Below are 25,356 nucleotides of genomic sequence, written 5' to 3' on the forward strand. Positions count from 1 at the left end.
GGCCCCGGCCGGGGGCGGCAGCCGTACGGCCGGGGCCTCGCGGTGAGCACGGCGCGGGGCCGGGCCCGGCGGCGAGGACGACCGGCGGCGGCCCACGCCTTGAGGATCGGCGGCGGGATGTGGGCCGCCTCGGCCTCGATGGCGCGCACCAGGGCGAAGTGGCCGGGTGAGCCGGGGCCGGGGCACGGTCCGGTCGTGGCCGCGCCCCGGCCCCGGCTGCCGGCCCGCCTGTCAGGCGGCGGGCGCGCCGGCGCGGACGAAGTCGGCCAGCGGCTGGGGCGTGACCTGCGGGTACCTGGCGTTGTCCAGGCTGTCGAACTTGGCCTTGCCGGTCACCATGCACCACTGGTACTGCAGCGCCACGTACTCGAACGGGTTCTGGGAGGCCGCCGCCCGGCGCTCGATCTCCGCGCGCAGGTCGTCGGCGGTGCCGAGGTGCCGCAGTCGCAGGGTACGGCCGGAGCCGCGCTGGACCGCGTCGTGGAACTCGCGCATCGACATGACCTCACCGGCGAAGCGCAGCGTGCCGGTGGCGGCCGGGTCGAGGGCGACGGCGGCGGCGAAGGCGGCGGTGTCGGGCACCGAGGTCATGTCGAGCGGCTGGTCGGGGTCGCCCCAGTGGGACAGGGTGCCCTGCTCCCAGTCGACGAGCCCCATGAAGCCGATCATCACCTCGTAGAAGGCCCCGTTGAGCACGGAGACCACCTCGACGCCCGCGCCGGTCAGCGCGGCGGCCGCCTGGCGGCGCCAGTCGATCATGAAGTTGTCGCCGTCGTCCAGCTTGGTCAGGTCGAAGGCGAAGTCGGAGGGGATGAACCGCTTCGCGCCCGCCTTCTCCGCGGCGCGCACGAGGTTGACCTGCCCCTCCACGATGACCTCGGGGCCGCCCTGGACGGCCGAGATCACGGTCGTGGCGTCGCCGACGGCCTCGGCCAGCCGCTCGGCCGGGTCGGTGATGTCGCCCTCGACCAGTTCCAGGCCGTCGGCCCGCAGGCCGGTCAGGGCGTTCTTCTTCTCCTCGGGGGCGCCGGGCCGGACCAGGGCCCGCACGTGGGCGCCCTGGTCGAGGAGGGCCCGGACGATCTGGCCGCCGAGCAGCCCGGTGGCGCCGGCCACGAAGACCTTGGGGGAAGAGGACATGGTGTCTTACTCCTTGGTGACTTGTTCGACGTTCACCCCGCGCTGATGGAGCCGGCGGGGGCGTTCAGGGATTGGTTCGGAGAGCCCGTTCGGGGAGCCCGTTCGGGGAGCCCGTTCGGGGATTTCGCTCGGGAATCGGTCAGGGGATGAGCAGGGTCTTGCCGACGGTGCCGCGCGCCTCGATGGCGGCGTGCGCGTCGGCGGCCCGCTCCAGTGGGAAGCGCTGGCCGATCACCGGTGTGATCAGCCCGGCGGCGGCCAGGTCCAGGACCTCGGTCACCAGCTCGCGGGCGAGGGCGGGCCTGCTCCAGATGTGACCGGCGCTGAACCCGGTCAGGGTCAGGCCCCGGCCGAGCAGTTCCATCGGCCGCACCTCCAGCGGCGTGCCGCTGGAGAACCCGAACACGATCTGGCGTCCGGCGCCCGGGGTGAGCAGCTCCAGGGCCTCGCGTCCGAGCGCGCCGCCGACATGGTCGAAGACCACGTCCATCGGCCCGCCCGCGGCGTCCCGGGCGCGGCCGGTCCAGCGGGCGAGCGAGTAGTCCACCACGTGGTCGGCCCCCAGCTCGGAGAGCAGGGCGAGCTTGTGCTCCCCGCGCGCCGCCGCGACGACCGTCGCCCCGGCCCGCTTGAGCAACTGCACCAGGATCGTGCCGACGGCGCCCGCGGCCGCCATCACCAGCACCCGCTCACCCGCCGTCACGCGGGCCGCCCTGACCAGGCCCTGGGCGGTGGCGCCGTACCGGTGGAGGGCGACGGCCTCGGGCAGGCCCATCCCGTCGGCGACCGGGAGGAGGGCTCCGGCGGGGACCACGGCGGTCTCGGCGTACCCGCCCAGGCCGGTGGTGCTGCCCAGGACCCGCGTGCCGATCAGGGAGGCGTCGCCGCCGGGACCGACCTCGGTGACGACTCCGGCGACCTCCTTGCCGAGGATCACCGGCAGAGGCGCGCCGCCGAGCGCCCCGCGCATCGTCCCCGCGCGGATCTGCGTCTCCAGGAACTGGACGCCGGCCGCGGCCACCCGTACGGCGACCTCGCCGACCGCCGGTCTCGGCGCGGGCACGTCCTCGACGCGCAGGTGGGCCGGTGGCCCGAACTCGTGCAGCAGTACGGCACGCATATGACATCACTCCAGACGGAGAAACAGGGTTTGGACGCGCGCGACGACGCGGACGGGACGATGCGGACGCGCGGACGGCGGCGCCGCGTCAGGGCGCGCGGGAAACGGGCTCGGCGGGGCTACGGCAGCCCGGGCCTGTGCCGGGGGATCGGCGCCGCGGATGGAGGCGCGGCGGCGTGTTCGGGGATGGCGGGCGGCGCGCCGGGGCACGCCGCGGGCCGGGGGTGGTGCGGAGCGGCGGAGTCCTAGGCGGCCGGGGTGCTATGCCCCGGCGCGGACGGATGTTGGAACAGGGAGCGCCTCATCGTCCTTTCTTGATCGATTCGCTGAGCGCGCCGAGGCTCGTGGCCAGCCGCTCGATGTCGGCCGTCTCCCAGTCGGCCATCAGGGCGGCGACGGCGGCCGCGCGCGCCTTCCAGAGCTTCCTGATGGCCAGCTTCCCGTCCCGGGTGACGCTGACCAACTGGGCCCGGGCGTCGGCCGGATCGGGCCGGCGTTCGATGAAGCCGCGCGCTTCCAGGCGTTTGGCCGGCGGCGACAGGGTGGACTTGTCCACCTCCATCAGCTCCGCCAGGACCGACAGCCGCACCGGCGCGTGCAGCGACACCTGGGCCAGCAGGGTGTAGTCCCCCAGGGAGAGCTCCAGCCCCGAGGACGCCATGATCTTGCGCCGCGTGGCCGGGGCGAACATCCAGTTGCCCACCGTGGCCAACGCCGCCGCCACGTCGTCGACGGCCGCACGATGCTGGCGAGGCGGTCCGTCCTCGCCGTCCGGCACCTCTTCCATCCTCACACCACTCCCGAAAGGTTGGTTGGACAAAACCAACTATAAGCACTCGCGCGTACTAGATGCAAGCGCATGCATCTTCGGTCTCCGGGCGACGCCGCTCGGCCGGCCTCGTCGTACGGCTCCTGCCCGCGTGCGGCGGCGATCACCACGGTCACGACAGGCCGGGTGGGGCAGGGGCGGGACGGGCCGGCCTGGGCCGGGCAGGGCTGGGACGGCCCGGGCCGGGGCGGGCGGGGGCGTGCCGGGCCGGGGCGGAACGGAGGTCGCGGGGGCGCTGACCGGCCGATACGGCCTGCGGCCGGGCGTCCGGCGCGCGGTTCATGCCGGTTCGTCCGATGGGCTTAAGGTATGCGGCATGTCATTGCGACCTGTTCAGGTGAATGTCAAGGCCGGGGACGACTCGGCCCTCGGCCGGTTCTGGGCGGAGGCGCTCGGCTGGGATGTCTCCAGCGAGGCGCCCGGTGTGACCAACCTCGAACCCAAGGGGTTCTCCTGGCCTGACCCGGCCGCCTTCTACATCGATTTCGTCATCGTCCCGGACCCCGAGACGGTTCAGTACCGGGTGCGCGTCGACCTCGCCACCACCTCCGCCGCCCATCACGCGGAGCTGGTCGCGCGCCTGACGGAGCTCGGCGCGACTCCCGCCGACGCGGGCCGGGGCGACGTGCCGTGGACGCCCCTGGCCGACCCGGAGGGCAACGTGTTCGGCGTGCTGGAGCCCTCGGAGGTCTACCGGGACGCCGGGCCCATCGCCAGGATCGTGGTCGAGAGCGAGGACCCGCGGGCCTTGGCCCGGTTCTGGGGCGAGGCGATCGGCTGGGCCGCGTACGAGGAGACCGACGACCGGGTCGCGCTGCGTTCGCCCAAGGGCACGGGGCCGCACCTGGAGTTCCACCGCCCGGCGCCCGGCGCGAAGCCCATCCGCACCCGAGTCCACCTCGACCTGCTGCCGGAGCCCTTCGACGAGCAGGCCGCGCAGGTGGCCCGCTTGAAGACCCTCGGCGCGACCCCCGCCGACGTCGGCCAGGGCGACGTCCCCTGGATCGTCCTCGCCGACCCGGAGGGCAACGAGTTCTGCGTCCTCGGCCGGCACTGACCCGGAGCCGCCCCGGCCGCGCCGGTCTCCACCGACGCGGCCGCCCGTGGCGGGCCGACCCCGCGCGACGGCCGCCACGAAGGCTTCGCGCGGCGGCGCGGCTTGGGCGGCATGATCACCTCGCGGTGTGCTGATCCCGCTTCCACCTCCGGGAGGTGTCAGGGCTGGGGGGTGTCGTCGCGGGCGAAGTCGGGGAGCTCGGTGGACAGCAGGTGCTCGGCGGCGCCTTCCAGGAGCTTGGCCGTCTCGGTGGAGCGGGGGAGCATGGTCCGCTCGTAGGCGCGGAGGGCGTCGCCGACGGTGGGGGCGCCGGCGAGGGCGAGGGCGAGTTCGCTCGCGTCGAGCATGGCGAGGTTGACGCCGACGCCGAGCGGGGGCATGAGGTGGGCGGCGTCGCCGAGGAGGGTGACACCCGGGTCGTGGGCCCAGGTGTGGGGCGCGGGCAGGGCGTAGATGGGGCGGTCGACGTAGGGTCCGTCGTTGTCGGTGATCAGGCGGCGCAGGCCGGGGGACCAGTGCGCGTACTCCTGGAGGAGCAGGGCGCGGATGGCCTCGGTGTCGCCGGTGGTCAGCCCGTTCCGGTCGATCCAGTCGGCGGGGGCGCGCCGGATGATGTAGACGCGGATGTGGCCGCCGCTGTTGCGCTGGGCGAACAGGCCGCGTTCGCCGTCGGCCGCGGCGGCGCCGCCCTGGCCGACGAGGTCGGAGATGCCGGGGTGGCGGTCGTCGACGTCGGAGAACCACGCCTCCAGGAAGCTCACCCCGCTGTACCGGGGGACGGCGGGTGACACGGCGGGGCGGACCCGGGAGAAGGCGCCGTCGGCCCCGATGACCAGGTCCGTCTCGACGGTGCCGCCGTCGGCGAAGTGCAGCAGCCGGGGGCCGCCGGCCGGCCCGCTGATCGCGGTGAGGGCGTGGCCCCACCGCACCGTCCCCGGCTGGAGGGAGTCCAGCAGGAGGCTGCGTAGCCGACCCCGGTCGATCTCGGGCTTGAACAGCTCGCCGTCGCCGGGGACGTGGTGGAACAGGACCTGCCCTTCGGGGTTCATCTGGCGCATCTCCTGCCCCTCGGGGCGGGCCAGGTCGAAGAACGCCTCCAGCAGGCCGGCCTCGCGCAGCGCGACCTGGCCGTCGCCGGCGCGCAGGTCCAGGCTGCCGCCCTGGTCGCGGACGTCCGGTCCGGCGTCGCGGTCGTAGACGGTGACCGCCAGGCCGTTCCGCTGGAGGATCCGGGCGCAGGTCAGGCCGCCGGGGCCGGCGCCGATGACGCTGATACGGGCGTTGTGGGGCGCGGGAGAAGACATGGTTGCTTCCTTCCGATCAGGGGGGGCGGGGCCTCCGGCATGGGGCCGGACGCTCATCGGCCTCGCGGGCAGGCGGAGGGACGCCGAAGCCCGTGAGGGGCGAGCGCCGCGCCGACCTGGAAGGACGTGCCGGCCCGGGCCTCGTGACACTGACGAGACTAAGTACAAAAGTGCAATGAGTCAACTAATGTACTCAAACCACAATTTGCCTGGTTTCATCATGGGATACGCTTCATCCATGACTGTGTCCTCCGCCGGGCGCCGCGAGCGCAAGAAGGCGGCCACGCGGCAGGCGATCGCCGACGCGGCCCTGCGGCTCTTCCTCGAACGGGGCTACGACCAGGTGAGCATCCGTGACATCGCCGACGCCGCAGACGTGTCGACCACCACGGTGTTCAAGCACTTCCCCGGCAAGGAAGCACTCGTCTTCGACGAGGACCAGGACCGCGAGGCACGGCTGGTCGCGGCCGTCGCGCAGCGCCTGCCAGGCCAGAGCGTCCTCGACGCCCTCCGCCGGCATGTCCTGGACACCTGGATCCCGTTCGAGACCCACCCCCAGCAGGCGGAGTTCGCCCGCCTGGTGGACTCCACGCCCGAACTGCGCGCCTACGCCGAGCGGATGTGGACCCGGCACACCGAAGCCCTCGCCGCGGCCGTCGCCGACGCGTTCGGCGCCGACCGCGACGACCTCGCCTGCGCCGCCCTCGCCCGCTACGTCCTGGAGATCCCCGCCCTCGCCCGTGGCCGCCGCGACCCCCGGGCCGCCGTCGAGACGATCTTCGACATCCTGGCCCACGGCTGGCGCCAGCCCGCCACCCCCTGACGCGGGCATCACCCGGAACCGGCCGAGGAGACCAGCACCACCCACGTGATCGTCGGGGGCGGCGGCGTGTCGCGCGGCTCGCTGCGCGCCCACGGTCGCCGCCGCGTCCGGGACACGCGCGATTCAGCCGCCGTGGCTGATGATGATCTTGCCGAAGCCCTCGTGTGACCTGCAGTGCTCCAGGGCCTCGGGAAGCCGCTCGAACGGGAACACCCGGTCGATCACCGGCCGCAGGCGGTGGGCCTCCACGGTGCGGTTCAGCTCGACGAAGTGCGCGCGGCTGCCCGTGGCCACGCGGCGCAGCACCGCGCCCGCCATGAACAGCGTCCCCGGGTCGAGGGGCTGGGCGCCCACCTCACCCGACAGCGAGTAACCGACGAACGCCACCTCGCCGCCGGGCGCCACCGACTTGAGCGACTGCTCCAGCGGGCCCGCCGCGTCCACGACGCGATCGGCGCCCCGGCCGTCGGTCAGCGCGCGTACCTGAACCGACCAGGAGGGGTGCTCCCGGTAGCTGATCACCTCGTCCGCCCCGAGCGCGCGCAGCCGCTCGGCCTTGCTCTCCGTGGACGTCGTGATGATCACCCGGGCGCCGGCCAGCTTGGCGAACTGCAAGGTGAACAGCGACACGGCTCCGGAGCCGAGGGTCAGCACCACCCCGCCGGGACGCACGGGCGCCCCGGTGGTCAGCGCGTTCCACGCGGTCACCGCCGCCAGCGGGAGCGCCGCCCCCTCCTCGTACGACAGGTGCGGCGGGAGGGGGACGACGCCGTCCTCGCTCAGCAGCGCGTACTCCGTCCACACACCGTCGATGGTGGTGCCGAGCTGGGCCGCGTTCTCGCGCCTGAACGGGCCGTCGAGCCAGCGGGGGAAGACGGTGGCGGCGACCCGGTCGCCGGGCTTGACCCGGGTGACGTCCTCGCCGACCGCCACGACCTCGCCCGCTCCCTCGCAACCCGGCACGACACCCGGGCTGACCGGGAGCACATACGTGCCCGCCAGCACCATCAGGTCGCGGAACCCCAGCGAATTCGCACGCATCCGCACCAGGACCTGGCCACGCCCGGGTTCCGGCGCGTCCCGCTCGACGAGGGAGAGCCGGGCGCCCGTCTGCCCGGGATCGAGACGGTAACTCTTCATCAAAGGACCTGCCTTCACACTCGTGCCACCGGCGGACGCGGGATCGCCCGCCGGACCGGGTCCCGATGGTGCGCGGGCGCGGTGACGCCCGGCAATTCCCTCCAGGGAATCGCCGGGCGCCTCGGACATGCGGTAGGAAACAGATGGTGAGCAGGACAATCCAGCAGCATGGGGTGGGGGCGGAACTCAGCCGGTGGCGCCGTCTTCGCCGGATCAGCCAGCTCGAGCTGGCCACACGCGCCGGCACCACCCAGCGCCATCTGAGCTTCGTCGAGAGCGGGCGCTCGCTGCCGGGCCGGGCGATGGTGATCCGGCTGGCCGAGTCGCTGGGCCTGTCGCTGCGCGAACGCAACGAGCTGCTGGTCGCGGCCGGGTACGCGCCGGTGTTCCCCGAGTCGGCCCTGGACGAGGCCGCGCTGCGGCCGGTCCGCGCCGCGCTCGACCAGATCATGCACGGGCACCTGCCGTACCCGGCGCTGGTCCTCGCCCCGTACGGACGCGTCGTGGCGGCCAACGAGGCCGTCGAGGTGTTCACCGAAGGCGCCGCGCCCGAGCTGCTCCGGCCGCCGGTCAACATGCTGCGGCTCATGCTCCATCCCGAGGGCATGGCGCCACGGGTGGCGAACCTGGCCGAGTGGGGACGGCACGTCGTCGAGAACCTGCGGGCCAGGGCCCGGCACAGCCCGGACCCGCGCCTCGACGACTTCGTCACCGAGCTGGCCGGGTACGTGCCCCAGGGCCCGATCGGGCCGGCGCACCTGGGGTTCGCCGTCCCGATGCGACTGGCCACGGCGGAGGGCGAGCTACGCCTCATCACCACGCTGACCTCCTTCGCCACCGCCACCGACGTCACGCTGGCCGAGCTCCGCCTGGAGGCGTTCCTGCCCGCCGACCAGGCCACCGCGGACCTGCTGCACGCTCGCCATCGACGCCGTACGGCCGCCGCCCGCTGACGGCGGTCCGTCGTCGCGTGTGCGCGGATCACGGTGGCGAGGCGCTGGTGTCACAGAGGAGGGAGATGGCCTTTACACCCGCCGAGCCATCGACGACTCGGCGATCCCCGACCAGCTCTCCGACATCCCCGCGCTCACCCCCGGTGGCGCCCACCGCCAACTCGTCTTCTCCCGCAACGCCTCCCAATGGCAGATCAGTGGCCGCGGCCGGGGTGACGTCTCCGCGGCACCGGGCGGTGATCTTCGGGGCGGCGGTCATGCCGGCCGCCGGGCGGGCGATCGCCGGACGCATCCGAACGATGAACCGGACAACGTGCCGGAGTCGCGCGGCGTCCCGGTGAGGGGTCGCCGTCCGGTCTCCTTCAAGCCGGTCCGGCAGGCGGGGAAGCAGGCGGCAGGGGTTCGGGCTCCATGCGCACCTCTCACTCGAACCGCTCAGGTCAAGGAACGCTTGATCGGATTGACGCCGTCCCACTCGGCCAGGGGGGCACAGTGCCATCTCCAGCCGACTTGCCGCTCATGGCCAGGGAGGTCAGCACGGCCGTTGGCCCAGAGCAGCGTTGTCCACGGCTCGGTATCGGCGGGTGCCCAGGGGAACAGGCGGCGCAGGGTCGCGTGACTCAGCTCCTGCGAGGGAACGAAGGCCCGGCCGACGCCGTGGGCGGCATCGGCGGGGTGGACGAGCATCTCATCACAGGCCATGGCGGCGAAGCCGGAGGCGTCAGCGAGGCCATGGGGATGCCATCCGCGAACCTGGGGTGGTGCGCCGTCGATGACGCGCGCCAGGACTGTGGCGAAGGAGTTCAGTGTGGCGACGAGGTCCGCCGGAGCGGACTCGGGCCGGACACTCATGTCCATGGTGCTGAGCTCTTCGTCACCTGCGACAAGGTCGGTGGAGTACCACAGCAGGCATTCGCCGATGTGGGCCACGACCTGCGCGACGGTCCAGTCCAGGCCAGGAATGGGAACCGTCGTCCAGGCCCGGTCTGATATCGAGTGCAGGAATCTCGCGCATTCGCCGGCCGTTCGGAGAACCGTGCTTCCGTCCATGGGGGCGTCCTCACCGGTTGGCAGATCGATCATGAGCTGGCATGGGAGCGTCCGGTTGTCTCGTTGTGATCGCCGAGTTGCGACGCCATGCGGCCGGGTGGTGGTGCGGGGGTCGTCGGTCCGGCGGCGCATGGGGTCGCGGGCGCCGAAGGGGCGGCAGGGCGGGCCGGTCCGGCGACGGAATTCGTGGTGCGGGCCACCCGGCCGAGTTCCTCCAGGGCCAGGTAGACCAGGTGCTTGGGCCCGTTGCCCTGCATGAGACGCCGGAGCCGGGCACCACCCCGTCGACCTTGTGGCACTCGAACTCCCGCGGCAGCGGCGCCGGCATCCGCCGATAGTAGTACGAGTAGGAACCCCGCAGCCGGTAGCGGATCCGCTCGGCGGCCACGCGCTCGGCGGCCACCAGCTCCTTGGCCGGCGCCCGCACGTTGGGGCCCATGGCACGTTCCTCACCGGTACCCGATTAGGTTTCCGCGCCGCGCCCGTCTGTACGTGTGAGAGCGGCTTACCGAGAGGATGACATGGTGCGGAAACTGGCCTTCGGCATGAACGTGACCCTGGACGGCTACATCGCCGCGCCCGGCGACGACCTCGGCTGGAGCGGAGGGGAGGGGCCGGACTCGTCGCCGAGCGCCGAGCTGTTCCAGTGGTGGTCCGACCGGGTGGAGGCGACGGGCCTGGCGCTGTACGGGCGCAAGCTGTGGGAGGCGATGAGCTCCCACTGGCCGACCGCCGACAAGCGGCCGGGCGCCGCCCCGGCGGAGATCGAGTTCGCGCGGCGTTGGCGGGACATGCCGAAGGTGGTGTTCTCGTCCACGATCGACCGGGTCGACTGGAACACCCGCCTGGTCACCGGCGACGCGGTCGCCGAGATCGCCCGGCTCAGGGCCGGGGACGGCGGCCCGCTGGACATCGGCGGCGCGACGCTCGCCGGGGCCGCCATGCGGGCCGGGCTGATCGACGAGTACGCGGTCGTCACCCATCCGGTCCTGGTGGGCGGCGGCACGCCGTTCTTCACCGCGCTGGACAACTGGGTGAACCTGAACCTGGTCGAGACACGGACTTTCCCCGGCGGCGTGGTGCTGACCCGATACGAGACGAGGCGATGAGCGCGCATCGACTGCCCGGCTCATGAGGCCGGGCCTGGATCCTTCCTGGCTGCTCACCGTGGCCCTCGGCGATGAGGCAGCCCGTCCCGCCGGCGGCACCGGCGGGGCGGGCGTGCTCGCGTCGCCGCGCCGGCGTGTGATCACAGCGCGGCGGGCAGGCCCAGCCAGGGTTTGCCGGTGGCGTCGAATCCGGTGAGCTCGATGATCTTCCCGTCCACGACGCGCAGGACGGCCATCGTGAACAAGCGGTGGTCCGGGTCATCGGGGCGGCGGAGGTACAGCGCGGCGGCGGGCATCCGGTTGACCGTCGTGGCGACGCAGCGCCAGTCGTCGTAGCCGGGGCGGAAGAGCCCGCTGGAGACCCAGCCGTCCACCGCGTCCTCGGCCGAGACGACCAGGGCGCCCGGATCGGGCAGCATCGTGAAGCGCAGGTCGTCGCGGAGCAGGGCCATCAGCCCGTCGAGGTCGTTGCGCTCATGGGCGTCGATGTACGACTTCACCACGTCGCGCTCGTCGTCCGACAGCTCGTGCGTGGCGGGGCGCCGCCAGTCGAGGCGGCGGCCGGCCAGTCGCCCGCGCATCGTCACGCGCGCCCGCTGCAGCGCGCTGGTCACCGACGCGACGGTCAGTTCGAGGGCGTCGGCGGCCTTCGGCGCCGGCCACCCGAGGACGTCGCGCAGGATGAACACCGCCCGCTGCCGCGGCGGCAGGTGCTGGACGGCGACGATGAACGCCAGCTCGATCGTCTCCCTGGCCACCACCGCTTCCTGCGGATCCTCCGGGAGCATCCGGTCCGGGTAGGGCTGCAGGTAGTGCACCTCCGAGCCCGCGCCCGGCGGTCCGGCGGGCCCGGGCGCGCGGTCGCCGTGCTTGTCCAGGAAGTCCAGGCAGGCGTTCGTCGCGATCCGGTACAGCCAGGTCCGCGGCGCGGCGTGGCCCCTGAACGACGCCCGCCCGTTCCAGGCCCGCAGGAACGTCTCCTGCGTCATGTCCTGGGCGTCCTCGTAGTTCGCGAGCATCCGGTAGCAGTGCACCTGCAGCTCTCGCCGGTAGCGCTCGGTGATGAGCGCGAACTGCGCCGTGTCGTTCGAACGGGCCGCCGCGATGAACGCGGCCTTGTCTGCGCCCGGCGGTGTGCCGTCGGTCATGGTCGTCAATCCTTCCGCGGGTGGCGAGGGGCCGCCAGAACTGACGACGCGGCGGCGGATTCCTGATCGGTGAAGCCGCTCACACACCGAGCCGCTCGCCCCGGCCGGTGGAGCGTGACGCTCCACCCTCCCTCCGCGCCGCCTCCCTCCGCGCCGTGTGCCCGGCGGCGACTCTTTCCGCGAGACCTCCTCGGTGAAGCCGTGATAACAGGCATTATCACGGTGCTTCTCTCGTGAGCGTGTTTAACCTTTCGCGCGCACGCGATTGAGTTTCGCGCCAAGAAACGCGAAACCTGATACCTTGATCCGCGTGGACGAGGGGCTTCAGGGCGAGGTGTACGGCGGCGCAGGCGCCGGGTGCGAGTACTGCGGGAGTCCGCTGCCGGGGGAGGCGCTGGACGAGGAGGGCCGGCGCAAGGGCGGGCGGCCCCGGCGGTACTGCCGGAAGGCGTGCGCGGACGCGGCCTCGCGGGCCCGGCGGGTGCGGCAGGGCGGCGAGGTGGAGCGGGCGCTGGCCGAGGCCGGGGCGCTGGCCGAGCGGGTGGTGCCGGCGGCGACCGGGCTGGGGGAGGCCGTCGGAGCGCTGATCGAACGGCTGGACGCGGTGCGCGCCGGGGCCCTGGACCGCGTGGGCAGCGCCGAGGCCGAGGCCGACCAGGCCCGGCGCGAGGCGGAGGAGGCCGAACGGCGGGCCGAGGCGGCCGAACGCGGACGGCGCGAGGCGCTGGCGGCGGCGCGGGAGGACCGTGCGGCCCGCGAGCGCGCCGAGGCCGAGGCAGGGCAGGCCCGGGAGGAGGCCGAGCGGGTACGGCGGGCCGCCTGGGACGAGGTGGCCGCGCACGAGCGGGCGCGGGGCCGGGCGGAGGCGGCGCTGCGCTCGGCCGAGGACCTGCGCGACACCCTCGTCGCCGAGGCCCGCCAGGCGCGCGAGGAGATCGAGCGCCTGCGCGAGACCGTCGCCGCCCAGGCCGAGCACCTGGCCCGGGCCGACCGCGCCGCCGCCGAGATCGCCTCCGAGCTGGCCGTTCTCCGCGAGCGCCTGCACGCCGCCGACCGGCTGCGCGGCGAGGCCGAGCAGGCGCGGGCGCGAGCCGTACACGATCTGGAGGAGAGCAGGCAGGCCGCCGAGCGGCTGCGCGCCGAGACCGCCGAGGCCCGGAGCGAGACCGCGCGCGTCCGTGACGATCTCGCCGAGGCGCGCGCGCACGCCGTACGGGCTCAGGAGGAGATCACGCGCCTGCGGGCCGAGCTGAAGGCCGCCGAGGGCACGCGGGCCCGGTCGCAGGAGGAGGCGGGCCGGATCAGGGCGGAGCTGGAGGAGGCACGGCGGAGCGAGGCCGAGGCGCGGTCCGCCCTGGCCGAGGCCGTCACCCGCGAGGAGCGCCGCGCCCTGGCCGCCGAGGCCCGCCTGGACACGCTGCTCGCCGCCCTGCCCCGCATCGCCCCACCCGGCGAGCCGGAGCCCCCGGCCCCCTCTCAGGCCCCCTGACCCCGGGGCCGAGGAACCGGCGGACAGCCGTCGGCGCTGAGAGCGATCTTGACTGCGGGGAGCCGAGGTCGTTCTTGGCCGCGAAGGTTCCTAGCGCGTTGCCCCGTCACGGCGACGCGCGAGGCGGGTCTCGGTGTCGGTGATCTTGACGTCGGCCATGTCGGCGGGAAGTCGCCAGCGTTGAACACTTGCATTGCGGGCAATACGTTTGTATAGACTCCTGGACGTGCGACCAATTTCTGAAGAGGATCTGACGACACGCGCCCGCATCCGCGACGCCGCGATGGCGCTGTTCGCCGAGCAGGGGATCAAGGCCACGACCATCCGTGGGATCGCCGAGGCCGCCAAGGTCTCGCCCGGCCTGGTGCAGCACCACTTCGGCACCAAGGAAGAGCTGAGACAGGCCTGCGACGAGTACGTCCTCAGCTACCTGCGCGAGCAGATCACCGTCGGCGTCACCGGGCACAACCTGGACAAGCCCGAATTCATCGAGAACGTCCACCGGACCGCGCCGCCCTTGATGAAATACCTCGGCCGCGCGCTGGTGGACGGTTCCCCCGCGGCGGCCGCCATGTTCGACGAACTCGTCAGCGTGACGGAGGAACATCTCGCCCAAGGCGACCGCTCCGAGGCCGACCATCGCGCCCGCGCGACCGTGCTGACGGCCATGAAGCTGGGCATCACGGTGCTGCACGAGCACGTCTCCCGTGCCCTCGGCACGGACCTCTACGCCCCGCAAGGCGCGCTACGCGCCGGCAAGGCCCAGCTCGACCTGATCAGACCGGATTTCCTCGGCCGCGAGCTGTTCGACCAGGCGCGGACGGGCCTGGAGAAGGTCGAGGGACAGCGATGAACGCCGCGGTGCGCGCCCGCGGCCTGGTCAAGAGCTTCGGCCGGACCAGGGCCCTGGACGGGCTCGACCTCACCGTCAAGACGGGCGAGGTGCACGGCTTCCTCGGACCCAACGGCGCCGGCAAGACCACCACGATACGCATCCTGCTCGGCCAGATGCGCGCCGACGGGGGCGAGGTCGCGTTACTCGGCGGCGACCCCTGGCAGGACGCCACCGACCTGCACCGAAGGCTCGCCTACGTGCCCGGCGACGTCAACCTGTGGCCCTCGCTGACCGGCGGCGAGGTCATCGACCTGCTGGGCAGGGCCCGTGGCGGCCTGGACCCCAAGCGGCGCGCCGAGCTGCTGGAGCGCTTCGAACTCGACCCGCGCAAGAAGTGCCGCACCTACTCCAAGGGCAACCGGCAGAAGGTGGCGCTGGTGGCGGCGTTCGCCTCCGACGTCGAACTGCTGATCCTGGACGAGCCGACCTCGGGCCTGGACCCGCTCATGGAGGCGACCTTCAACGAGTGCGTCCTGCGGGAGAAGCGCGACGGCCGCACCGTGCTGCTGTCCAGCCACATCCTGTCGGAGGTGGAGACGCTGTGCGACCGCGTCAGCATCGTCCGCGCCGGCCGTACCGTCGAGTCCGGCAGCCTGGCCGACCTGCGCCACCTCACCCGTACCTCCGTGACCGCCGAGCTGATCGGGTCCGCGCCCGGCCTGGCCGCCCTGCCCGGCGTACACGATCTGAGCGTGGACGGCGCGCGGCTGCGCTGCCAGGTCGACGGTGACGCGCTCACCGCGGTCCTGGCCGAGCTGGCCCGGGCGGGCGTACGCACCCTGACCACGCGGCCACCGACGCTGGAGGAGCTGTTCCTGCGCCACTACGAGGGAGCCGCCAGATGACCGGCACCCTGACCGGCACCGGGACGCTGATCCGGCTCATCTTGCGCAGGGATCGCGTACTGCTGCCCGTGTGGATCGCGATCACCGCGCTGCTGCCGGCGAGCATCGCCTCCGCCACCACCGGCCTGTACCCCACCCAGGCCGCCCGCGACTCCTTCGCGGCGGCCTCGGCGGCCAACCCCGCGCAGCTCGCGATGCGCGGCCCCATCTACGACGCGAGCGTCGGCGGCCTGACCGCCTGGACGCTCGGCTCCTCCCTCGCACTGATCGGCGGGCTCGTCAGCATCCTGCTGGTGATCAGGCACACCCGGGCCGAGGAGGAGACCGGCCGGCGTGAGCTGCTGGCCTCGGGTGTCATCGGCCGTCACGCCCCGCTGGCCGCCGCGCTCACGGTCGTGCTGGCCGCCAACCTGCTGCACGGTCTGCTGTCGGTGCCCGCCCTGGTCGCGGGCGGCCTGCCCGCGGGTTCCTCGCTGCTGTTCGGGCTGTCCACCTCCGCGGGCGGCTGGGCGTTCGCGGCCGTGGCCGCCGTCACCGGACAGCTCACCGCGTCATCCGGTACGGCGCGCGGCATCGCGATCGCCGTCGGCGGGCTGCTGTTCGCGCTCCGCTCGCTGGCCGACACCGGCGGCGTCGGCTGGCTGGCGTGGCTGACGCCGTTCGGCTGGGTCCGGCTCACCCGGCCCTACGCGGGGGACCAGTGGTGGGTGCTGGGGCTGATCGCGGTGTTCGCCGCCGCGCTGGTGGCGGCCGCGTTCGCGCTGTCCACGCGGCGTGATGTGGCCGGCGGCCTGATTCCCAGCCGCCCCGGACCCGCCGAGGGAACTCTGCCGGGCGCGTTCGGCCTGGCCGCCCGCCTGCATTGCGGCACCCTGGCGGGGTTCGCGATCGGTTTCGGGGCGCTGGGCGCCCTGCTCGGCGTGGCGGCGCGCGGTCTGCACACCCAGCTCGACACGCCGCAGTTCCGGGAGCTGGCCGCGACCCTCGGTGGCGCCGACGCCCGGCTCTCGGATGTGTTCTTCACCTTCGTGATGTACGTGCTCAGCCAGCTCGTCGCGGGAGCGGCGCTGGTGTCGGCGCTGCGCGCCCGTGCGGAGGAGGCGGCGGGCCGGGCCGAGCTGCTGTTGTCCACCCCCGTCGGCCGGCTGCGCTGGGCGCTGAGCCACCTGGTGTTCGCCGTCATGAGCCCGGTGCTGCTGCTGACCGTGCTGGGCGCGGTGGCCGGGCTCACCTTCAACGGCGACGTGGCCCGAGTCGCCGGGGCCACGCTGGCCTACCTTCCCGCGGTCTGGACCGTGGCCGGGATCGCGACGCTGCTGGTCGGCCTGTTGCCACGGCTGGCGGCGGCGGTGAGCTGGACCGCGCTCGGCCTCTTCCTGGTCGTGGATCTGCTGGCGGAGTTCAAGCTGGCCACCGGGATCATCCTGGACCTCTCGCCGTTCGTGCACGTGCCGGCGATGTTGCTGGGCGGCGCCGCGTCACCGGCAGCGCCACTGCTGGGGCTGACCGTGGTGGCCGTCACCCTGACCGCGGCGGGGCTGGCGTTCCTGCGCCGCCGGGACCTGATGCCCTCCGCCTGAATCAGCCCCGGGCAGGCGCTGGTGGCCGGCGGGCGGCGCGGTTCCTCCACCCGGGCCTCTCGCCGGGAGGGACTTCACCGGTCCCCGCCGAGGTTTCCGGGACCACTCGCTGACGCGTCGCAGCGGGACCGCTGTGATGGGAAGGGGGTCGCTTCGCGCTCTCGTCGAGCACCGCGGGGCGGCGTACGGCGTGGCGGGGACGCGGGTGATCTTCGCGGTGCCCCATCCGCCGGGAGCGTCACCTCAGGTCGGTGAGGAGGCCGTCCAGGGCCTCCTTGAGGGCCGTGGCGTTGGCCGCGTCGAACCACGTGGTGCGGATCCGCTCGTTGCTGCCTCGCGGCGTCTCGTGGTCGGCGGCGAGCCGCCGCAGCGGGCGCGACTCGTCGCTCAGTGAGCGGCCGACGTTCTGGAAGAGGCCGCGCACATACCGGTCGGCGGCGTCGGGCGCGATGCCGTGGCCGGCGGCCCACGAGGTGAGGGTGGCGAGGTAGGCGTAGTGGGCGGTGAGGGTCCCGGTCAGCGCGGAGAAGACGTTGAAGTCGTCCTCGTCCGCGACGGGGAGCGCCCCGCCCAGCCGGTCGAAGAGGGCGTCCACCACCGGGTGCGAGGGGCAGGTCACGGTGACCGAGCGGCGCTCGCGTACGGCGGGCAGCGGGATGGCGCGGACGATCGGGGCGCCGGTGGCGAGGGTCCGGCGCAGGTCGTCGATGGAGACGCCGGCCATCAGGTTGACCACGAGCTTGTCGTCGCCCACCTTCAGCCCGGCGAGTGCCTCGTGGCGGTCCTGGCGGCGCACGGCGATGATCACCAGCTCGGAGCGGTCCACCACCTCCTGGTTGCCGGCGCACACCCGCACGCCCTCGAAGCGCCCGGACAGTTCGGCGGCGACGCGGGCTCCCCGGGGTGAGAGGAAGACCTCCGGCGCCTCGCCGTCCCCGCCGAGCAGGCCCTCGACGATGGCCCTGCCGATCTCGCCCACTCCGATGATGCCGATTCGCTGCACTGTGCCGTCCTCCAAGACGCGCGGCCGATGCGCCGGGGCGCCGTCGCAGCAATTATGCACGCGGTGCGTGCATCCGGCTTCTCTGGGCCGTCCTACGAGATGAGTTTGCGTACCGCCTCGGCGATCGCCTCGCCGATCTCCTCGGCGTCGCCGGGCCGGTGGGGGAGGGCGACGGCTCCGAGGGGGCCGTCGGAGGTGGCCAGGGCCACGATGAGCGCCAAGAGGATGTCTGGGCCGAAGGTGTCGCTGATGCGGCCTTCGCGCTGGGCGGTCTCGATCGCGGCCAGCTTGGCGGCGTGGGAGGGCGAGGTCGTGGTGGGATCGGGCCTGCCCGCGCGTTCCAGCCGGTGCCAGGCGACCAGCCGGATGACCGAGGGGTGCCGGCGGCAGTGCTCGTGGACACGCCTGGCGTAGCCGGGCAGGTCGTCGACGGTGAACGGAACGGCGTCCAGGCCCCTGGCGACCTCGGCCTCGAAGACCGTCTCGAACAGGGTGTCCTTGTTCGTGAAGTAGATGTAGATGAGGTTCTTGTTCACCGAAGCCGCCTTGGCGATCCGGTCCACCCGGGCGCCGGCGAAGCCGTAGGCGGCGAACTCCGCCGTGGCGGCCTGGAGGATGCGACTCTTGGTGGCTTCGGCGCGGGACATGGCCTCTATTGTGACAGGTTGACCAACCGGTTAGATGACGCCGACCGGCCAGGAGACGTACTTGTGCTCCAGGAATTCGGCGATGCCGTAGGCGCCGCCTTCGCGGCCGAGGCCGCTGTGCTTGAACCCGCCGAAGGGCGCGTCGGGGTTGATCCCCCAGGAGGCGTTGATGTTGACGGTGCCGCTGCGGATCCGGCGGGCGACGGCGTGGGCGCGATCGAAGTCGCGGGTGAAGATGCCGGCGTTGAGGCCGTAGTCGCTGTCGTTGGCGATCCGCACGGCCTCGTCGTCGCCGGAGAAGGGGATGACCACGTTGACGGGGCCGAAGAACTCCCGCTGGGCGATGGTCATGGAGTTCTCGACCCCGGTGAACAGGGTCGGCTCCAGGTAGAAGCCCCCGTCGAGGCCGCCCGGGCGGTGGCCGCCGTAGGCGAGGACGGCGCCTTCGGCCCGGCCTTGGCGGATCATCGCCTCGACGCGGTCGCGCTCGGCGGCGCTGATGAGCGGACCCATGGCCGTCGCCGGGTCCGCCGGGTCGCCCACGGTGACGGCGGCCAGCATCGGGATCACCTTGGCGATCAGTTCGTCGTGCACGCGTGCGTCCACCAGGGTCCGCGTCAGCAGCAGGCAGCCCTGTCCTGCGTTGGTCACGGTGTTGCCCACCACCTCCAGCGCCGCCCGGTCCAGGTCGGCGTCGGCGAAGATGATGTTGGCGGATTTGCCGCCCAGTTCCAGGACCACCTTCTTGAGGGTGGCCGCGGCCTGCGCCGCGATGGTGCGGCCGACCGTGTCGGAGCCGGTGAAGCTGACGACGTCGACGCCGGGGTTGCTGGTCAGCTCCACCCCCGCGGCCACGTCGCCGGAAATGACGTTGACCACGCCGGGCGGGAAGCCGGCCTCCTCGACGAGTTCGGCGAGCAGCAGGACCTGCAGGCTCGTGTGCGGGGACGGTTTGATCACGGTGGTGCAGCCGGCGGCCAGCGCCGAGGCGAGCTTGTGCACGGTCAGTGGGACCGCGGCGTTGAACGGTGTGAGCAGCGCGGCCACCCCGAACGGCTCCCTGGCCACCACACCCTGAGTGGTCTGCGTCCGCCCGGTCATCGATGGGGCCGTGTGCGGGTTGAGGGGCGTGGTGAAGGCCATCGAGGGCAACAGCCGGTCGGCCACGTCGTACAGGTAGTCGATCGCGCTCTGCACGTGGACGGCCTCGGCCAGCGGCCGCGGGAAGCCGCTCTCGCGCACGACCAGCTCGACCAGCTCCTCCCGGCGCTCGTGCATGGCCTGGCCCAGGCGGCGAAGCAGATCCGCGCGGTGGCGGGGAGTGGTGTGCGCCCACGGGCCATGGTCGAAGGCCTGGCGAGCGGCCGCCACCGCCCTCGCGGCGTCGCCCCGGGAGGCTGACGGGGCGACGCTGAAGGGCTGGCCGGTGGCGGGGTTGATGACGGGCATCGTCTCCTGGGCCGGCACCCACTGGTTGTCGATGAACATACGGTTGGCCATCACATGTCCTAACTAACTGGTTATTCAACTGGCTCGCCTAGAAGCTAGAGATAACCATCCGGTTAGTCAACTCCGCTCCGCCGGGAATGCGCGGGCCTCCTGCCGGCGGTACGGTCTGTCCCGGAAGCGCTTACCGCCAGGAGGACCCCGCCGTGGCCGTTCCCGCCCAGCGCGCGGTCATCGCCGAAATAGGCTGAGGCCGGACGAGGGGGGCGAGATGACCGGCCGAAGGCGATGGTCGACCGAGGAGATCCTGGACACGGCGGTGGGGCTGCTGCGCGCGGGCGACGCCGATTCGTTCAGCGTGCGCAAGCTCGCCGCGGCGCTCGGGACCGACTCCTCCAGCCTCTACCGGCACTTCCGCAACAAGACCGAACTGCTGCGCGCGGTCTCCGACCGGGTCCTGCTGGCCGCGATGGACGGCTACCGCCCCGAGGGCGACTGGAGGCGGCGCGTCACCGCCGTGGCCCTGCGCCTGCGCGAGGCGTTCGGCGAGCAGCCCCAGCTCGCCGCGGTGTGGGGCCGCTACGGCTCCGGCGGCACGGGTTCCCGGCTGGTCATGGAGGAGCTGTTGCGGGCCCTGCGCGAGTCCGGCCTGCCCGACGAGGAGGTCCCCGTGCGGTACCACCGCATCGTGGTCCTCCTCGCCGCGCTGATCTCCGCCGAGGCCGGTATCAGCGCCATCGGCCCCGAGGAGTACGAACAGGGCATGGAGCAGTTCCGCGTCACGGTGCTCGGCGCCGACCCCGGGCGCTTCCCCGCCCTGGCGCGCTTCGCCCGCGACATCCGGCCCCTCGGAGCGGACCGCCGCCGCGCGTTCGAGGAGATCCTCGCCGCCCACCTGGCCCAGATCGAGGCCCGGACCCCCTGACCCGGCGCGTCCCGCCGCTTTCCGGCGCGGCGCGGCGGTACGGCCGGCGGGCCCGCCCGCGTCCCTGCGCCACGGGGGCCGGCCCCTTCCGCGGCGCGGGGAACCGAGGTCCGCGCCGGCTCGGTCCCCTCCCGTCGCGCCGGGCGGGGCGGCCCCTTCCTGTGGCGACGAAGGATCGGCCGCTTCCCGTGCGAAGGGGGCCGGCCTCCGTGGCGCAGGGTGGACGGGCCGATCAGGCGAACAGGGCCTGGGCGAGCGTCCCGCCGGGCTGGACGCCCGGGGGGATGGCGAAGACCGCGCTGCCGGTGTGCTGGATGAAGGCGTTGAGGCGGTCCGTCCCGACCAGTTTGAGCTGTGCCCGGACGAACTCCTCCGGATCGCGCACATAGGCGCAGAACAGCGTCCCGCTGTCGTAGCTGTCGTGCCCGCCGCCCGCGTGGTCGTGCAGCGGGGTTCCGGGAGGGTGCTCGTGCTCGGGGACGTCCTCGGCGCTCAGCGGTTCCGTCAGCCCCTGGAAGGCGTAGTCGTAGTTGTAGGAGCGCCGCAGCATCGAGATGCCCTGCAGCAGCGCGACGTGCGAGTCGGCCGGGATCACGGGCTTCCCGTCCGCGCCCGTCCTGGCGAAGTCGGCCGCCGTGAACTCGTGCCCGCCGCTGAGGGGGGCGCCGTTGTCGCGGCGGCGGCCGATCGCCTCGTCCTGTTCCCGCGCCGTGGAGGTGTCCCACTTAGGCAGGTCCATCCGGATCTTGCGGAAGACCAGGTACGTGCCGCCGGCGAACCAGGCGGGCTCGCCGGTACCGGCGGCCCAGACCGCCTGGTCGAACGGGTCCGTCCCCGGCCGCGGGTTGGCCGTGCCGTCCTTGTGCCCGAACAGGTTGCGCGGGGTGGCGTCGCCGAACGTCCCCAGGAACCCCTGCTGGGTCCAGCGCAGCCGGGCGATGCCGGGCGCGCGGCTGCGCAGGGCGCGGAAGGCGTGGCTCACCACCTGCGGGTCGTCGGCGCAGATCTGCACGAGCAGCTCGCCGCCGCACCAGGCCGGCCGCAGCCGGTCGCCGGGGAAGGCGGGCAGCGGGCGCAACCGGCCGGGCCGCAGGGACTCGCGCCCGATCCGCGGGAACAGCTCCGGGCCCAGGCCGAACGTGAGCGTGAGCCCGGCGGGGGCGAGCCCGTCGGCGATCCCGCTGCCCGGCGGCGACTCGGGCCGGCTGCCCGGGCGCGCGCCGGGCGGGCGCCCGGCCATCAGCCGTTCGGCCACGCCGGTCCACTGCTCCATCAGGCTCCGGAACCCGGCGGCGATCTTCGCGGCGGGGAGCGGCTTGCGGTCCTTGTCGGTGGTCTCCAGGTCGAACGCGACGAACATCGCGTACCGCTGCTGCGGCGTCTCGATGCCCGGCTGGTGGACTCCGTGGAACGGCACGGCGGCGGCCGCGCCGGCGGGCGGGGGAGCGGCCGGAGCGGCGGGCGCGCCGTCCGCGCGGCCGCCGCCCACGAGCGCCGCGCCCACCCCGGCGGCGCCGGCGGTGGCCGCCAGGCCGGTGATCAGGCCGCGCCGCGACAACCGCCCGCGCCTCGGCTCCTGCGTCATGCCGCGCCTCCCCCCGGCTCGCGGCCCTCGTCCTCGAAGCCCTCGTAGTCGTTCCAGCTCGGTGGCGTGCTCATCAGCTCGCGCCAGGTGGGCCACACGGCCCCGGTCTCCTGCCGCACCAGCTCGCCGGGCAGGCTGAACGGCGGCGCCTTCCGCGGCTTGGCCAGGGCCTGGCCGACGATCGCCCGGTGCAGGACGGCCGCGGCGTGCAGGCGCGGCAGCGCCTCGTGCACCCGGGCCGTGTACTCCTCCGGCAGGGTGAACGGCCCGGCCGGGCCCAGGTCGTACCCGGCGCCGGCCGACACCAGCGCGATCTCGGGCCGCTTGCGCAGGGCGAGGTCGTAGTGCAGGTGCAGCGCGATCGCGTCCCACACGATCTCGACCCGGTCCGCCGCGACGCCCCGCTCGGTCAGGAACCGGGCCGCCAGGTCGGCCCCGTCGAGGTCGAACCGCTGGTCCCCGTCGCCGGGCTCGCTCAGCCCGGTGTCGTGCAGCACGCTGCCGAGGAACAGCAGCTCATCGTCGTAGTCGTGCCCGGCCCGCATCCCCCGCGCCTCGCCGAGCGCGCGGCCGTACAGGTAGGTCCGCATGCAGTGGTTGAAGATCGGCTCCGGCACGATCTCCCGGGCGTAGCGCGTGGCGGCCTCGGCCAGCGCGGTCCGCGGGAACGGCAGGTCTCCGTAGACGTCCATCGGAAGATCAGCCTTTCTGTACGGCGGGCGCCGGCGCGGACCGGAGGCGGCGCAGGGCGAGGAGGCCGCCGATGCCGGGGATGAGCGCGCGGAGCCGGACGCCGGGGCTGGAGGGGATCATGGAGGCCGCGCCGATCACGGTCACGTAGCAGAGACCGTGCACGGGGCCGGTGACTCGCGTGATCACCTCGGCGTGGACGGTGAACAGGTTCGTGAACAGGACGGCGAGGGAGAGCGTCTCGACGGCGGAGGCGATCCGCAGGACGCGCACGCCGGTCACGCCGCCGCCTCCGTACCCGGCCGCACGATCATGAGGACCACGACGACCGCCCAGGCCAGGTTGTAGACGCCGGCGAGCATGCCGAGGATGCGCAGTTCCCGCGCCTCGCCGGGGGTGTCCAGCGCCCTGCGCTGGCGGGGGTGGATCTGGGTGGCCAGCAGCAGGCCCGCGACGGCGGTTAGGACCATCGACACGGTGATCCAGATCTCGCCCATGCGCCCCTGCGCGATGGCCAGCGCGATCCCGGCGGCGGGCACGATCAGGCCGAAGGCCGCGTACCCGCCGGTGATGCGGTGCAGGGCCGCGGCGACCGCGCGGCTCCGCTCGCCGCCGGAGTCGCCCGCGACCGGGGCGTACCGGGGGAACAGGCTCGCCGCGACCGCGGATCCGCCGACGAACACGATGGCGGCCAAGACATGCACCGATAACAGGACATGGTCCATGAGAACTCCTTCAACCTTCAGGGCGACTGAAGCCTATCCCTGGCTTCAGGTGCCCTGAAGGTTGGGTGGAGTATCGCGGGGAACGCCCTGGTCAGCCCTGGCCGAACGCCTCCCGCACGGTCCGGTTCACGGCCTGGAGGATCGGGTCGCCGTCCGGGCCGAAGAGCCGCTCGTCCACCCGCGCGATCGCCTCCCTGGCGGACTTGAGCAGCCGCTCGCCCTCGGGCGTGACCTCGATCGCGGAGGCCGCCCCGGGGCGAGCGGTGTGATCCCGCACCAGCCCCGCCTTCACCAGCGCCTTCACCGCCGAGTGCACGGTCTGGACGGTCGTGCCCGACATGCGCGCCAGATCGCTGAAGGAGACGCCCGGCACACCCGCGATGTGACCGAGCAGCCCGAGCCTGCTCACGGTGAGGTCCAGCGGGGTCAGCGCGGCGTTCAGCTCGGACTCGATCCGGCGCGCCAGCGACAGCACGACGATCGAGGTGCTCCAGACGGGCGGTCCGTTCTCGATGGTCACCGTCCCAGTCTCCCGCACTCGCCCCGCCGGGCGGCCGACCCCGCCGACCCCGCCGACCGCGCCGACCGCGCCGACCGCGCCCACCGCGCCCACCGCGCCCACCGCGCGCACTGTGCCGACCGCGCCGGCGGTGCGACCATGTCTGCCGTCTCCGCCCGGCGACCGATTCCCTTTCCGGGCGCGAGCCGTCATAACAGGGGGTACGGCGAAAGCGCGATCGAAGGGACGCGGCATGAGCGGTGGCACGGGCGATGCGGGGGAGGAGATCCCGCCCCCGGAGGACGAGCACGCCTTCGGCGAGCGGATCGAGCGGCACCGGCGGGAGCTGCGGGTGCACTGCTACCGGATGCTCGGCTCCTTCGAGGAGGCCGAGGACCTGGTGCAGGAGACGTTCCTGCGGGCCTGGCGGGCGCGGGAGACCTTCGCCGGCCGGTCCACGTTCCGCGCCTGGCTGTACCGGATCGCCACGAACGCCTGCCTGGACGCGGCCGCGCGCCGGGCACCGGTGCTCCAGCCGCTGCCGCCGGGCGACGCGTCCTCGCCCGCCGAGATCCCCTGGCTGCAGCCGTTCCCCGACCGGTTCCTGCAGGGGGACCCGGAGGAGGAGCCGGACGCGGTGGTGATCGCCAAGGAGACGATCGAGCTGGCGTTCCTCGCCGCGATCCAGCACCTGCCGCCCCGGCAGCGCGCCGTGCTGATCCTGCGTGACGTGCTCGGGCAGCCCGCGGCCGAGGCCGCCGAGACCCTGGGGATGAGCGTCGCCGGGCTCAAGAGCGCCCTCCAGCGCGCCCGCGCCACCATGCGCGACCACCTGCCCGAGCGCCGCGCGGAGTGGGGCCCCTCCGGCGATCCCACCCGTGAGGAGCGCGAGGTGCTCGACCGCTACATGCGCGCCTCGGAGGGCGCGGACCTGGACGCCCTGGCGGAACTGCTCGCCGAGGACGCCCGCCAGACCATGCCGCCGGAGCCCGCGGTCTTCCTCGGCCGCGACGCCGTCCTGGCCATGTGGGCCCCCGTCCTGACCGGCCCGGACGCCTGGGGCGACTGGCGTCACCTGCCCACCCGCGCCAACCGCCAGCCCGCCGTCGCCGGCTACTGCCGGAGGCGGGGCCAGCCGTCCTACGAGGCGGTCAACCTGGACGTCCTGCGGATCGAGGGCGGCCGCGTCGCCGAGATCACCACCTTCGGCCCCCATCTCTTCCCCGCCTTCGGCCTGCCCCCTCGCCTGTGAGCCGCCGGGGCCGTACCACCCGGGCCCCGCCGGGGCCGTACGGCTCAGGCATCCGGGAGCCGTACGGCCCCGGCCCGCTCCGGCCGTACGGCTCGCACGGGC

25 protein-coding genes are annotated in these 25,356 nt (G+C 73.5%); 10 read left to right on the forward strand and 15 right to left on the reverse strand.

The window, feature by feature from the left end; all coding sequences use genetic code 11:
- Positions 1 to 231 precede the first annotated feature (231 nt).
- From D5H75_RS33855 to D5H75_RS33865, 3 genes are all read right to left on the reverse strand, one after another.
- Complete coding sequence (locus D5H75_RS33855) at positions 232 to 1,140, reverse strand: NmrA family NAD(P)-binding protein (RefSeq protein ID WP_119930670.1); 909 nt, start codon at positions 1,138 to 1,140, stop codon at positions 232 to 234.
- A gap of 139 nt (positions 1,141 to 1,279) precedes the next feature.
- Positions 1,280 to 2,260 (reverse strand): zinc-binding dehydrogenase, encoded by a 981-nt coding sequence (locus D5H75_RS33860; protein ID WP_119930671.1) that lies wholly within the window; start codon positions 2,258 to 2,260, stop codon positions 1,280 to 1,282.
- A gap of 301 nt (positions 2,261 to 2,561) precedes the next feature.
- Positions 2,562 to 3,047, reverse strand: a complete 486-nt coding sequence (locus D5H75_RS33865) for a MarR family winged helix-turn-helix transcriptional regulator (protein WP_119930672.1) — start codon at positions 3,045 to 3,047, stop codon at positions 2,562 to 2,564.
- Between the two features lie 358 nt (positions 3,048 to 3,405).
- Here D5H75_RS33865 and D5H75_RS33875 point away from each other — a divergent pair, with 358 nt between their 5' ends.
- Complete coding sequence (locus tag D5H75_RS33875) at positions 3,406 to 4,146, forward strand: VOC family protein (RefSeq protein WP_119930674.1); 741 nt, start codon at positions 3,406 to 3,408, stop codon at positions 4,144 to 4,146.
- 158 nt (positions 4,147 to 4,304) lie between these two features.
- Here the strand turns inward: D5H75_RS33875 and D5H75_RS33880 are convergent, their stop codons facing one another.
- Complete coding sequence (locus D5H75_RS33880) at positions 4,305 to 5,450, reverse strand: FAD-dependent oxidoreductase (RefSeq protein ID WP_119930675.1); 1,146 nt, start codon at positions 5,448 to 5,450, stop codon at positions 4,305 to 4,307.
- A gap of 238 nt (positions 5,451 to 5,688) precedes the next feature.
- On the opposite strand from D5H75_RS33880, the gene D5H75_RS33885 reads away from it, so the two are divergent.
- Positions 5,689 to 6,273, forward strand: a complete 585-nt coding sequence (locus D5H75_RS33885; RefSeq protein WP_119930676.1) for a TetR/AcrR family transcriptional regulator — start codon at positions 5,689 to 5,691, stop codon at positions 6,271 to 6,273.
- Positions 6,274 to 6,396: 123 nt separating this feature from the next.
- On the opposite strand, the gene D5H75_RS33890 is transcribed toward D5H75_RS33885, so the two are convergent.
- Positions 6,397 to 7,413 carry a zinc-dependent alcohol dehydrogenase family protein gene (locus tag D5H75_RS33890; RefSeq protein ID WP_119930677.1) on the reverse strand — a complete coding sequence of 339 codons (1,017 nt, stop codon included), beginning with the start codon at positions 7,411 to 7,413 and terminating at the stop codon, positions 6,397 to 6,399.
- Positions 7,414 to 7,556: 143 nt separating this feature from the next.
- Between D5H75_RS33890 and D5H75_RS33895 the strand changes: the two genes are divergently transcribed.
- Entirely contained in the window at positions 7,557 to 8,366 is an 810-nt protein-coding gene (locus D5H75_RS33895) for a helix-turn-helix domain-containing protein (RefSeq protein WP_119930678.1), read from the forward strand.
- 435 nt (positions 8,367 to 8,801) lie between these two features.
- On the opposite strand, the gene D5H75_RS33900 is transcribed toward D5H75_RS33895, so the two are convergent.
- Entirely contained in the window at positions 8,802 to 9,449 is a 648-nt protein-coding gene (locus D5H75_RS33900; RefSeq protein ID WP_242454668.1) for a maleylpyruvate isomerase N-terminal domain-containing protein, read from the reverse strand.
- A gap of 491 nt (positions 9,450 to 9,940) precedes the next feature.
- Between D5H75_RS33900 and D5H75_RS33905 the strand changes: the two genes are divergently transcribed.
- Entirely contained in the window at positions 9,941 to 10,525 is a 585-nt protein-coding gene (locus D5H75_RS33905) for a dihydrofolate reductase family protein (RefSeq protein WP_119930779.1), read from the forward strand.
- A 140-nt stretch (positions 10,526 to 10,665) separates the two neighbouring features.
- Here the strand turns inward: D5H75_RS33905 and D5H75_RS33910 are convergent, their stop codons facing one another.
- On the reverse strand, positions 10,666 to 11,673 hold the full coding sequence (locus D5H75_RS33910) for an RNA polymerase subunit sigma-70 (RefSeq protein WP_119930679.1): 1,008 nt from the start codon (positions 11,671 to 11,673) through the stop codon (positions 10,666 to 10,668).
- 310 nt (positions 11,674 to 11,983) lie between these two features.
- Between D5H75_RS33910 and D5H75_RS33915 the strand changes: the two genes are divergently transcribed.
- The 4 genes from D5H75_RS33915 to D5H75_RS33930 all read left to right on the forward strand — a co-directional run bounded on the left by D5H75_RS33915 (position 11,984) and on the right by D5H75_RS33930 (position 16,482).
- Entirely contained in the window at positions 11,984 to 13,162 is a 1,179-nt protein-coding gene (locus D5H75_RS33915) for a coiled-coil domain-containing protein (protein WP_119930680.1), read from the forward strand.
- Between the two features lie 226 nt (positions 13,163 to 13,388).
- Positions 13,389 to 14,015, forward strand: a complete 627-nt coding sequence (locus D5H75_RS33920) for a TetR/AcrR family transcriptional regulator (protein WP_147425373.1) — start codon at positions 13,389 to 13,391, stop codon at positions 14,013 to 14,015.
- Positions 14,012 to 14,902: an ABC transporter ATP-binding protein gene (locus D5H75_RS33925; RefSeq protein WP_119930682.1), complete on the forward strand. Its 891-nt coding sequence runs from the start codon at positions 14,012 to 14,014 to the stop codon at positions 14,900 to 14,902. Before D5H75_RS33920 ends, D5H75_RS33925 begins: the two co-directional genes overlap by 4 nt.
- Positions 14,899 to 16,482 carry an ABC transporter permease gene (locus D5H75_RS33930; protein WP_119930683.1) on the forward strand — a complete coding sequence of 528 codons (1,584 nt, stop codon included), beginning with the start codon at positions 14,899 to 14,901 and terminating at the stop codon, positions 16,480 to 16,482. The genes D5H75_RS33925 and D5H75_RS33930 overlap by 4 nt, the downstream gene beginning before the upstream one ends.
- 238 nt (positions 16,483 to 16,720) lie before the next feature.
- Here the strand turns inward: D5H75_RS33930 and D5H75_RS33935 are convergent, their stop codons facing one another.
- The 3 genes from D5H75_RS33935 to D5H75_RS33945 form a co-directional block, all read right to left on the reverse strand.
- Positions 16,721 to 17,485, reverse strand: a complete 765-nt coding sequence (locus D5H75_RS33935; RefSeq protein WP_119930684.1) for an NAD(P)-binding domain-containing protein — start codon at positions 17,483 to 17,485, stop codon at positions 16,721 to 16,723.
- Between the two features lie 92 nt (positions 17,486 to 17,577).
- A complete protein-coding gene (locus D5H75_RS33940) occupies positions 17,578 to 18,132 on the reverse strand; it encodes a TetR/AcrR family transcriptional regulator (RefSeq protein WP_119930685.1) in 555 nt (184 codons plus the stop codon).
- A 30-nt stretch (positions 18,133 to 18,162) separates the two neighbouring features.
- Positions 18,163 to 19,632, reverse strand: coding sequence for an aldehyde dehydrogenase family protein (locus D5H75_RS33945; RefSeq protein ID WP_119930686.1), 1,470 nt, complete (start codon positions 19,630 to 19,632; stop codon positions 18,163 to 18,165).
- A gap of 217 nt (positions 19,633 to 19,849) precedes the next feature.
- Here D5H75_RS33945 and D5H75_RS33950 point away from each other — a divergent pair, with 217 nt between their 5' ends.
- Positions 19,850 to 20,503, forward strand: a complete 654-nt coding sequence (locus D5H75_RS33950; RefSeq protein ID WP_119930687.1) for a TetR/AcrR family transcriptional regulator — start codon at positions 19,850 to 19,852, stop codon at positions 20,501 to 20,503.
- Positions 20,504 to 20,735: 232 nt separating this feature from the next.
- On the opposite strand, the gene D5H75_RS33955 is transcribed toward D5H75_RS33950, so the two are convergent.
- The 5 genes from D5H75_RS33955 to D5H75_RS33975 all read right to left on the reverse strand — a co-directional run bounded on the left by D5H75_RS33955 (position 20,736) and on the right by D5H75_RS33975 (position 24,023).
- Positions 20,736 to 22,088, reverse strand: coding sequence for a Dyp-type peroxidase (locus D5H75_RS33955; RefSeq protein WP_119930688.1), 1,353 nt, complete (start codon positions 22,086 to 22,088; stop codon positions 20,736 to 20,738).
- Positions 22,085 to 22,780, reverse strand: coding sequence for an HD domain-containing protein (locus D5H75_RS33960; RefSeq protein WP_119930689.1), 696 nt, complete (start codon positions 22,778 to 22,780; stop codon positions 22,085 to 22,087). Before D5H75_RS33960 ends, D5H75_RS33955 begins: the two co-directional genes overlap by 4 nt.
- 7 nt (positions 22,781 to 22,787) lie before the next feature.
- The gene (locus tag D5H75_RS33965; RefSeq protein ID WP_202638771.1) at positions 22,788 to 23,060 is read right to left on the reverse strand and encodes a hypothetical protein; all 273 of its coding nucleotides are present in this window, start codon (positions 23,058 to 23,060) and stop codon (positions 22,788 to 22,790) included.
- The gene (locus D5H75_RS33970) at positions 23,057 to 23,503 is read right to left on the reverse strand and encodes a hypothetical protein (protein ID WP_119930690.1); all 447 of its coding nucleotides are present in this window, start codon (positions 23,501 to 23,503) and stop codon (positions 23,057 to 23,059) included. Before D5H75_RS33970 ends, D5H75_RS33965 begins: the two co-directional genes overlap by 4 nt.
- A gap of 91 nt (positions 23,504 to 23,594) precedes the next feature.
- Positions 23,595 to 24,023, reverse strand: coding sequence for a MarR family winged helix-turn-helix transcriptional regulator (locus D5H75_RS33975; protein ID WP_119930781.1), 429 nt, complete (start codon positions 24,021 to 24,023; stop codon positions 23,595 to 23,597).
- Between the two features lie 232 nt (positions 24,024 to 24,255).
- Here D5H75_RS33975 and D5H75_RS33980 point away from each other — a divergent pair, with 232 nt between their 5' ends.
- Positions 24,256 to 25,254, forward strand: a complete 999-nt coding sequence (locus tag D5H75_RS33980; protein ID WP_119930691.1) for an RNA polymerase subunit sigma-70 — start codon at positions 24,256 to 24,258, stop codon at positions 25,252 to 25,254.
- Positions 25,255 to 25,356 lie beyond the last annotated feature (102 nt).

The sequence above is a fragment of the Bailinhaonella thermotolerans genome, assembly GCF_003594875.1.
Taxonomy (GTDB): domain Bacteria; phylum Actinomycetota; class Actinomycetes; order Streptosporangiales; family Streptosporangiaceae; genus Bailinhaonella; species Bailinhaonella thermotolerans.

Excerpts from the sequence above, each read along its gene's own strand:
- D5H75_RS33855 (WP_119930670.1), bottom strand. The coding sequence starts at position 1,140 with ATGTCCTCTTCCCCCAAGGTCTTCGTGGCCGGCGCCACCGGGCTGCTC.
- D5H75_RS33860 (WP_119930671.1), bottom strand. The coding sequence starts at position 2,260 with ATGCGTGCCGTACTGCTGCACGAGTTCGGGCCACCGGCCCACCTGCGC.
- D5H75_RS33865 (WP_119930672.1), bottom strand. The coding sequence starts at position 3,047 with ATGGAAGAGGTGCCGGACGGCGAGGACGGACCGCCTCGCCAGCATCGT.
- D5H75_RS33875 (WP_119930674.1), top strand. The coding sequence starts at position 3,406 with ATGTCATTGCGACCTGTTCAGGTGAATGTCAAGGCCGGGGACGACTCG.
- D5H75_RS33880 (WP_119930675.1), bottom strand. The coding sequence starts at position 5,450 with ATGTCTTCTCCCGCGCCCCACAACGCCCGTATCAGCGTCATCGGCGCC.
- D5H75_RS33885 (WP_119930676.1), top strand. The coding sequence starts at position 5,689 with ATGACTGTGTCCTCCGCCGGGCGCCGCGAGCGCAAGAAGGCGGCCACG.
- D5H75_RS33890 (WP_119930677.1), bottom strand. The coding sequence starts at position 7,413 with ATGAAGAGTTACCGTCTCGATCCCGGGCAGACGGGCGCCCGGCTCTCC.
- D5H75_RS33895 (WP_119930678.1), top strand. The coding sequence starts at position 7,557 with ATGGTGAGCAGGACAATCCAGCAGCATGGGGTGGGGGCGGAACTCAGC.
- D5H75_RS33900 (WP_242454668.1), bottom strand. The coding sequence starts at position 9,449 with ATGATCGATCTGCCAACCGGTGAGGACGCCCCCATGGACGGAAGCACG.
- D5H75_RS33910 (WP_119930679.1), bottom strand. The coding sequence starts at position 11,673 with ATGACCGACGGCACACCGCCGGGCGCAGACAAGGCCGCGTTCATCGCG.
- D5H75_RS33925 (WP_119930682.1), top strand. The coding sequence starts at position 14,012 with ATGAACGCCGCGGTGCGCGCCCGCGGCCTGGTCAAGAGCTTCGGCCGG.
- D5H75_RS33930 (WP_119930683.1), top strand. The coding sequence starts at position 14,899 with ATGACCGGCACCCTGACCGGCACCGGGACGCTGATCCGGCTCATCTTG.
- D5H75_RS33940 (WP_119930685.1), bottom strand. The coding sequence starts at position 18,132 with ATGTCCCGCGCCGAAGCCACCAAGAGTCGCATCCTCCAGGCCGCCACG.
- D5H75_RS33945 (WP_119930686.1), bottom strand. The coding sequence starts at position 19,632 with ATGGCCAACCGTATGTTCATCGACAACCAGTGGGTGCCGGCCCAGGAG.
- D5H75_RS33950 (WP_119930687.1), top strand. The coding sequence starts at position 19,850 with ATGACCGGCCGAAGGCGATGGTCGACCGAGGAGATCCTGGACACGGCG.
- D5H75_RS33955 (WP_119930688.1), bottom strand. The coding sequence starts at position 22,088 with ATGACGCAGGAGCCGAGGCGCGGGCGGTTGTCGCGGCGCGGCCTGATC.
- D5H75_RS33960 (WP_119930689.1), bottom strand. The coding sequence starts at position 22,780 with ATGGACGTCTACGGAGACCTGCCGTTCCCGCGGACCGCGCTGGCCGAG.
- D5H75_RS33970 (WP_119930690.1), bottom strand. The coding sequence starts at position 23,503 with ATGGACCATGTCCTGTTATCGGTGCATGTCTTGGCCGCCATCGTGTTC.
- D5H75_RS33980 (WP_119930691.1), top strand. The coding sequence starts at position 24,256 with ATGAGCGGTGGCACGGGCGATGCGGGGGAGGAGATCCCGCCCCCGGAG.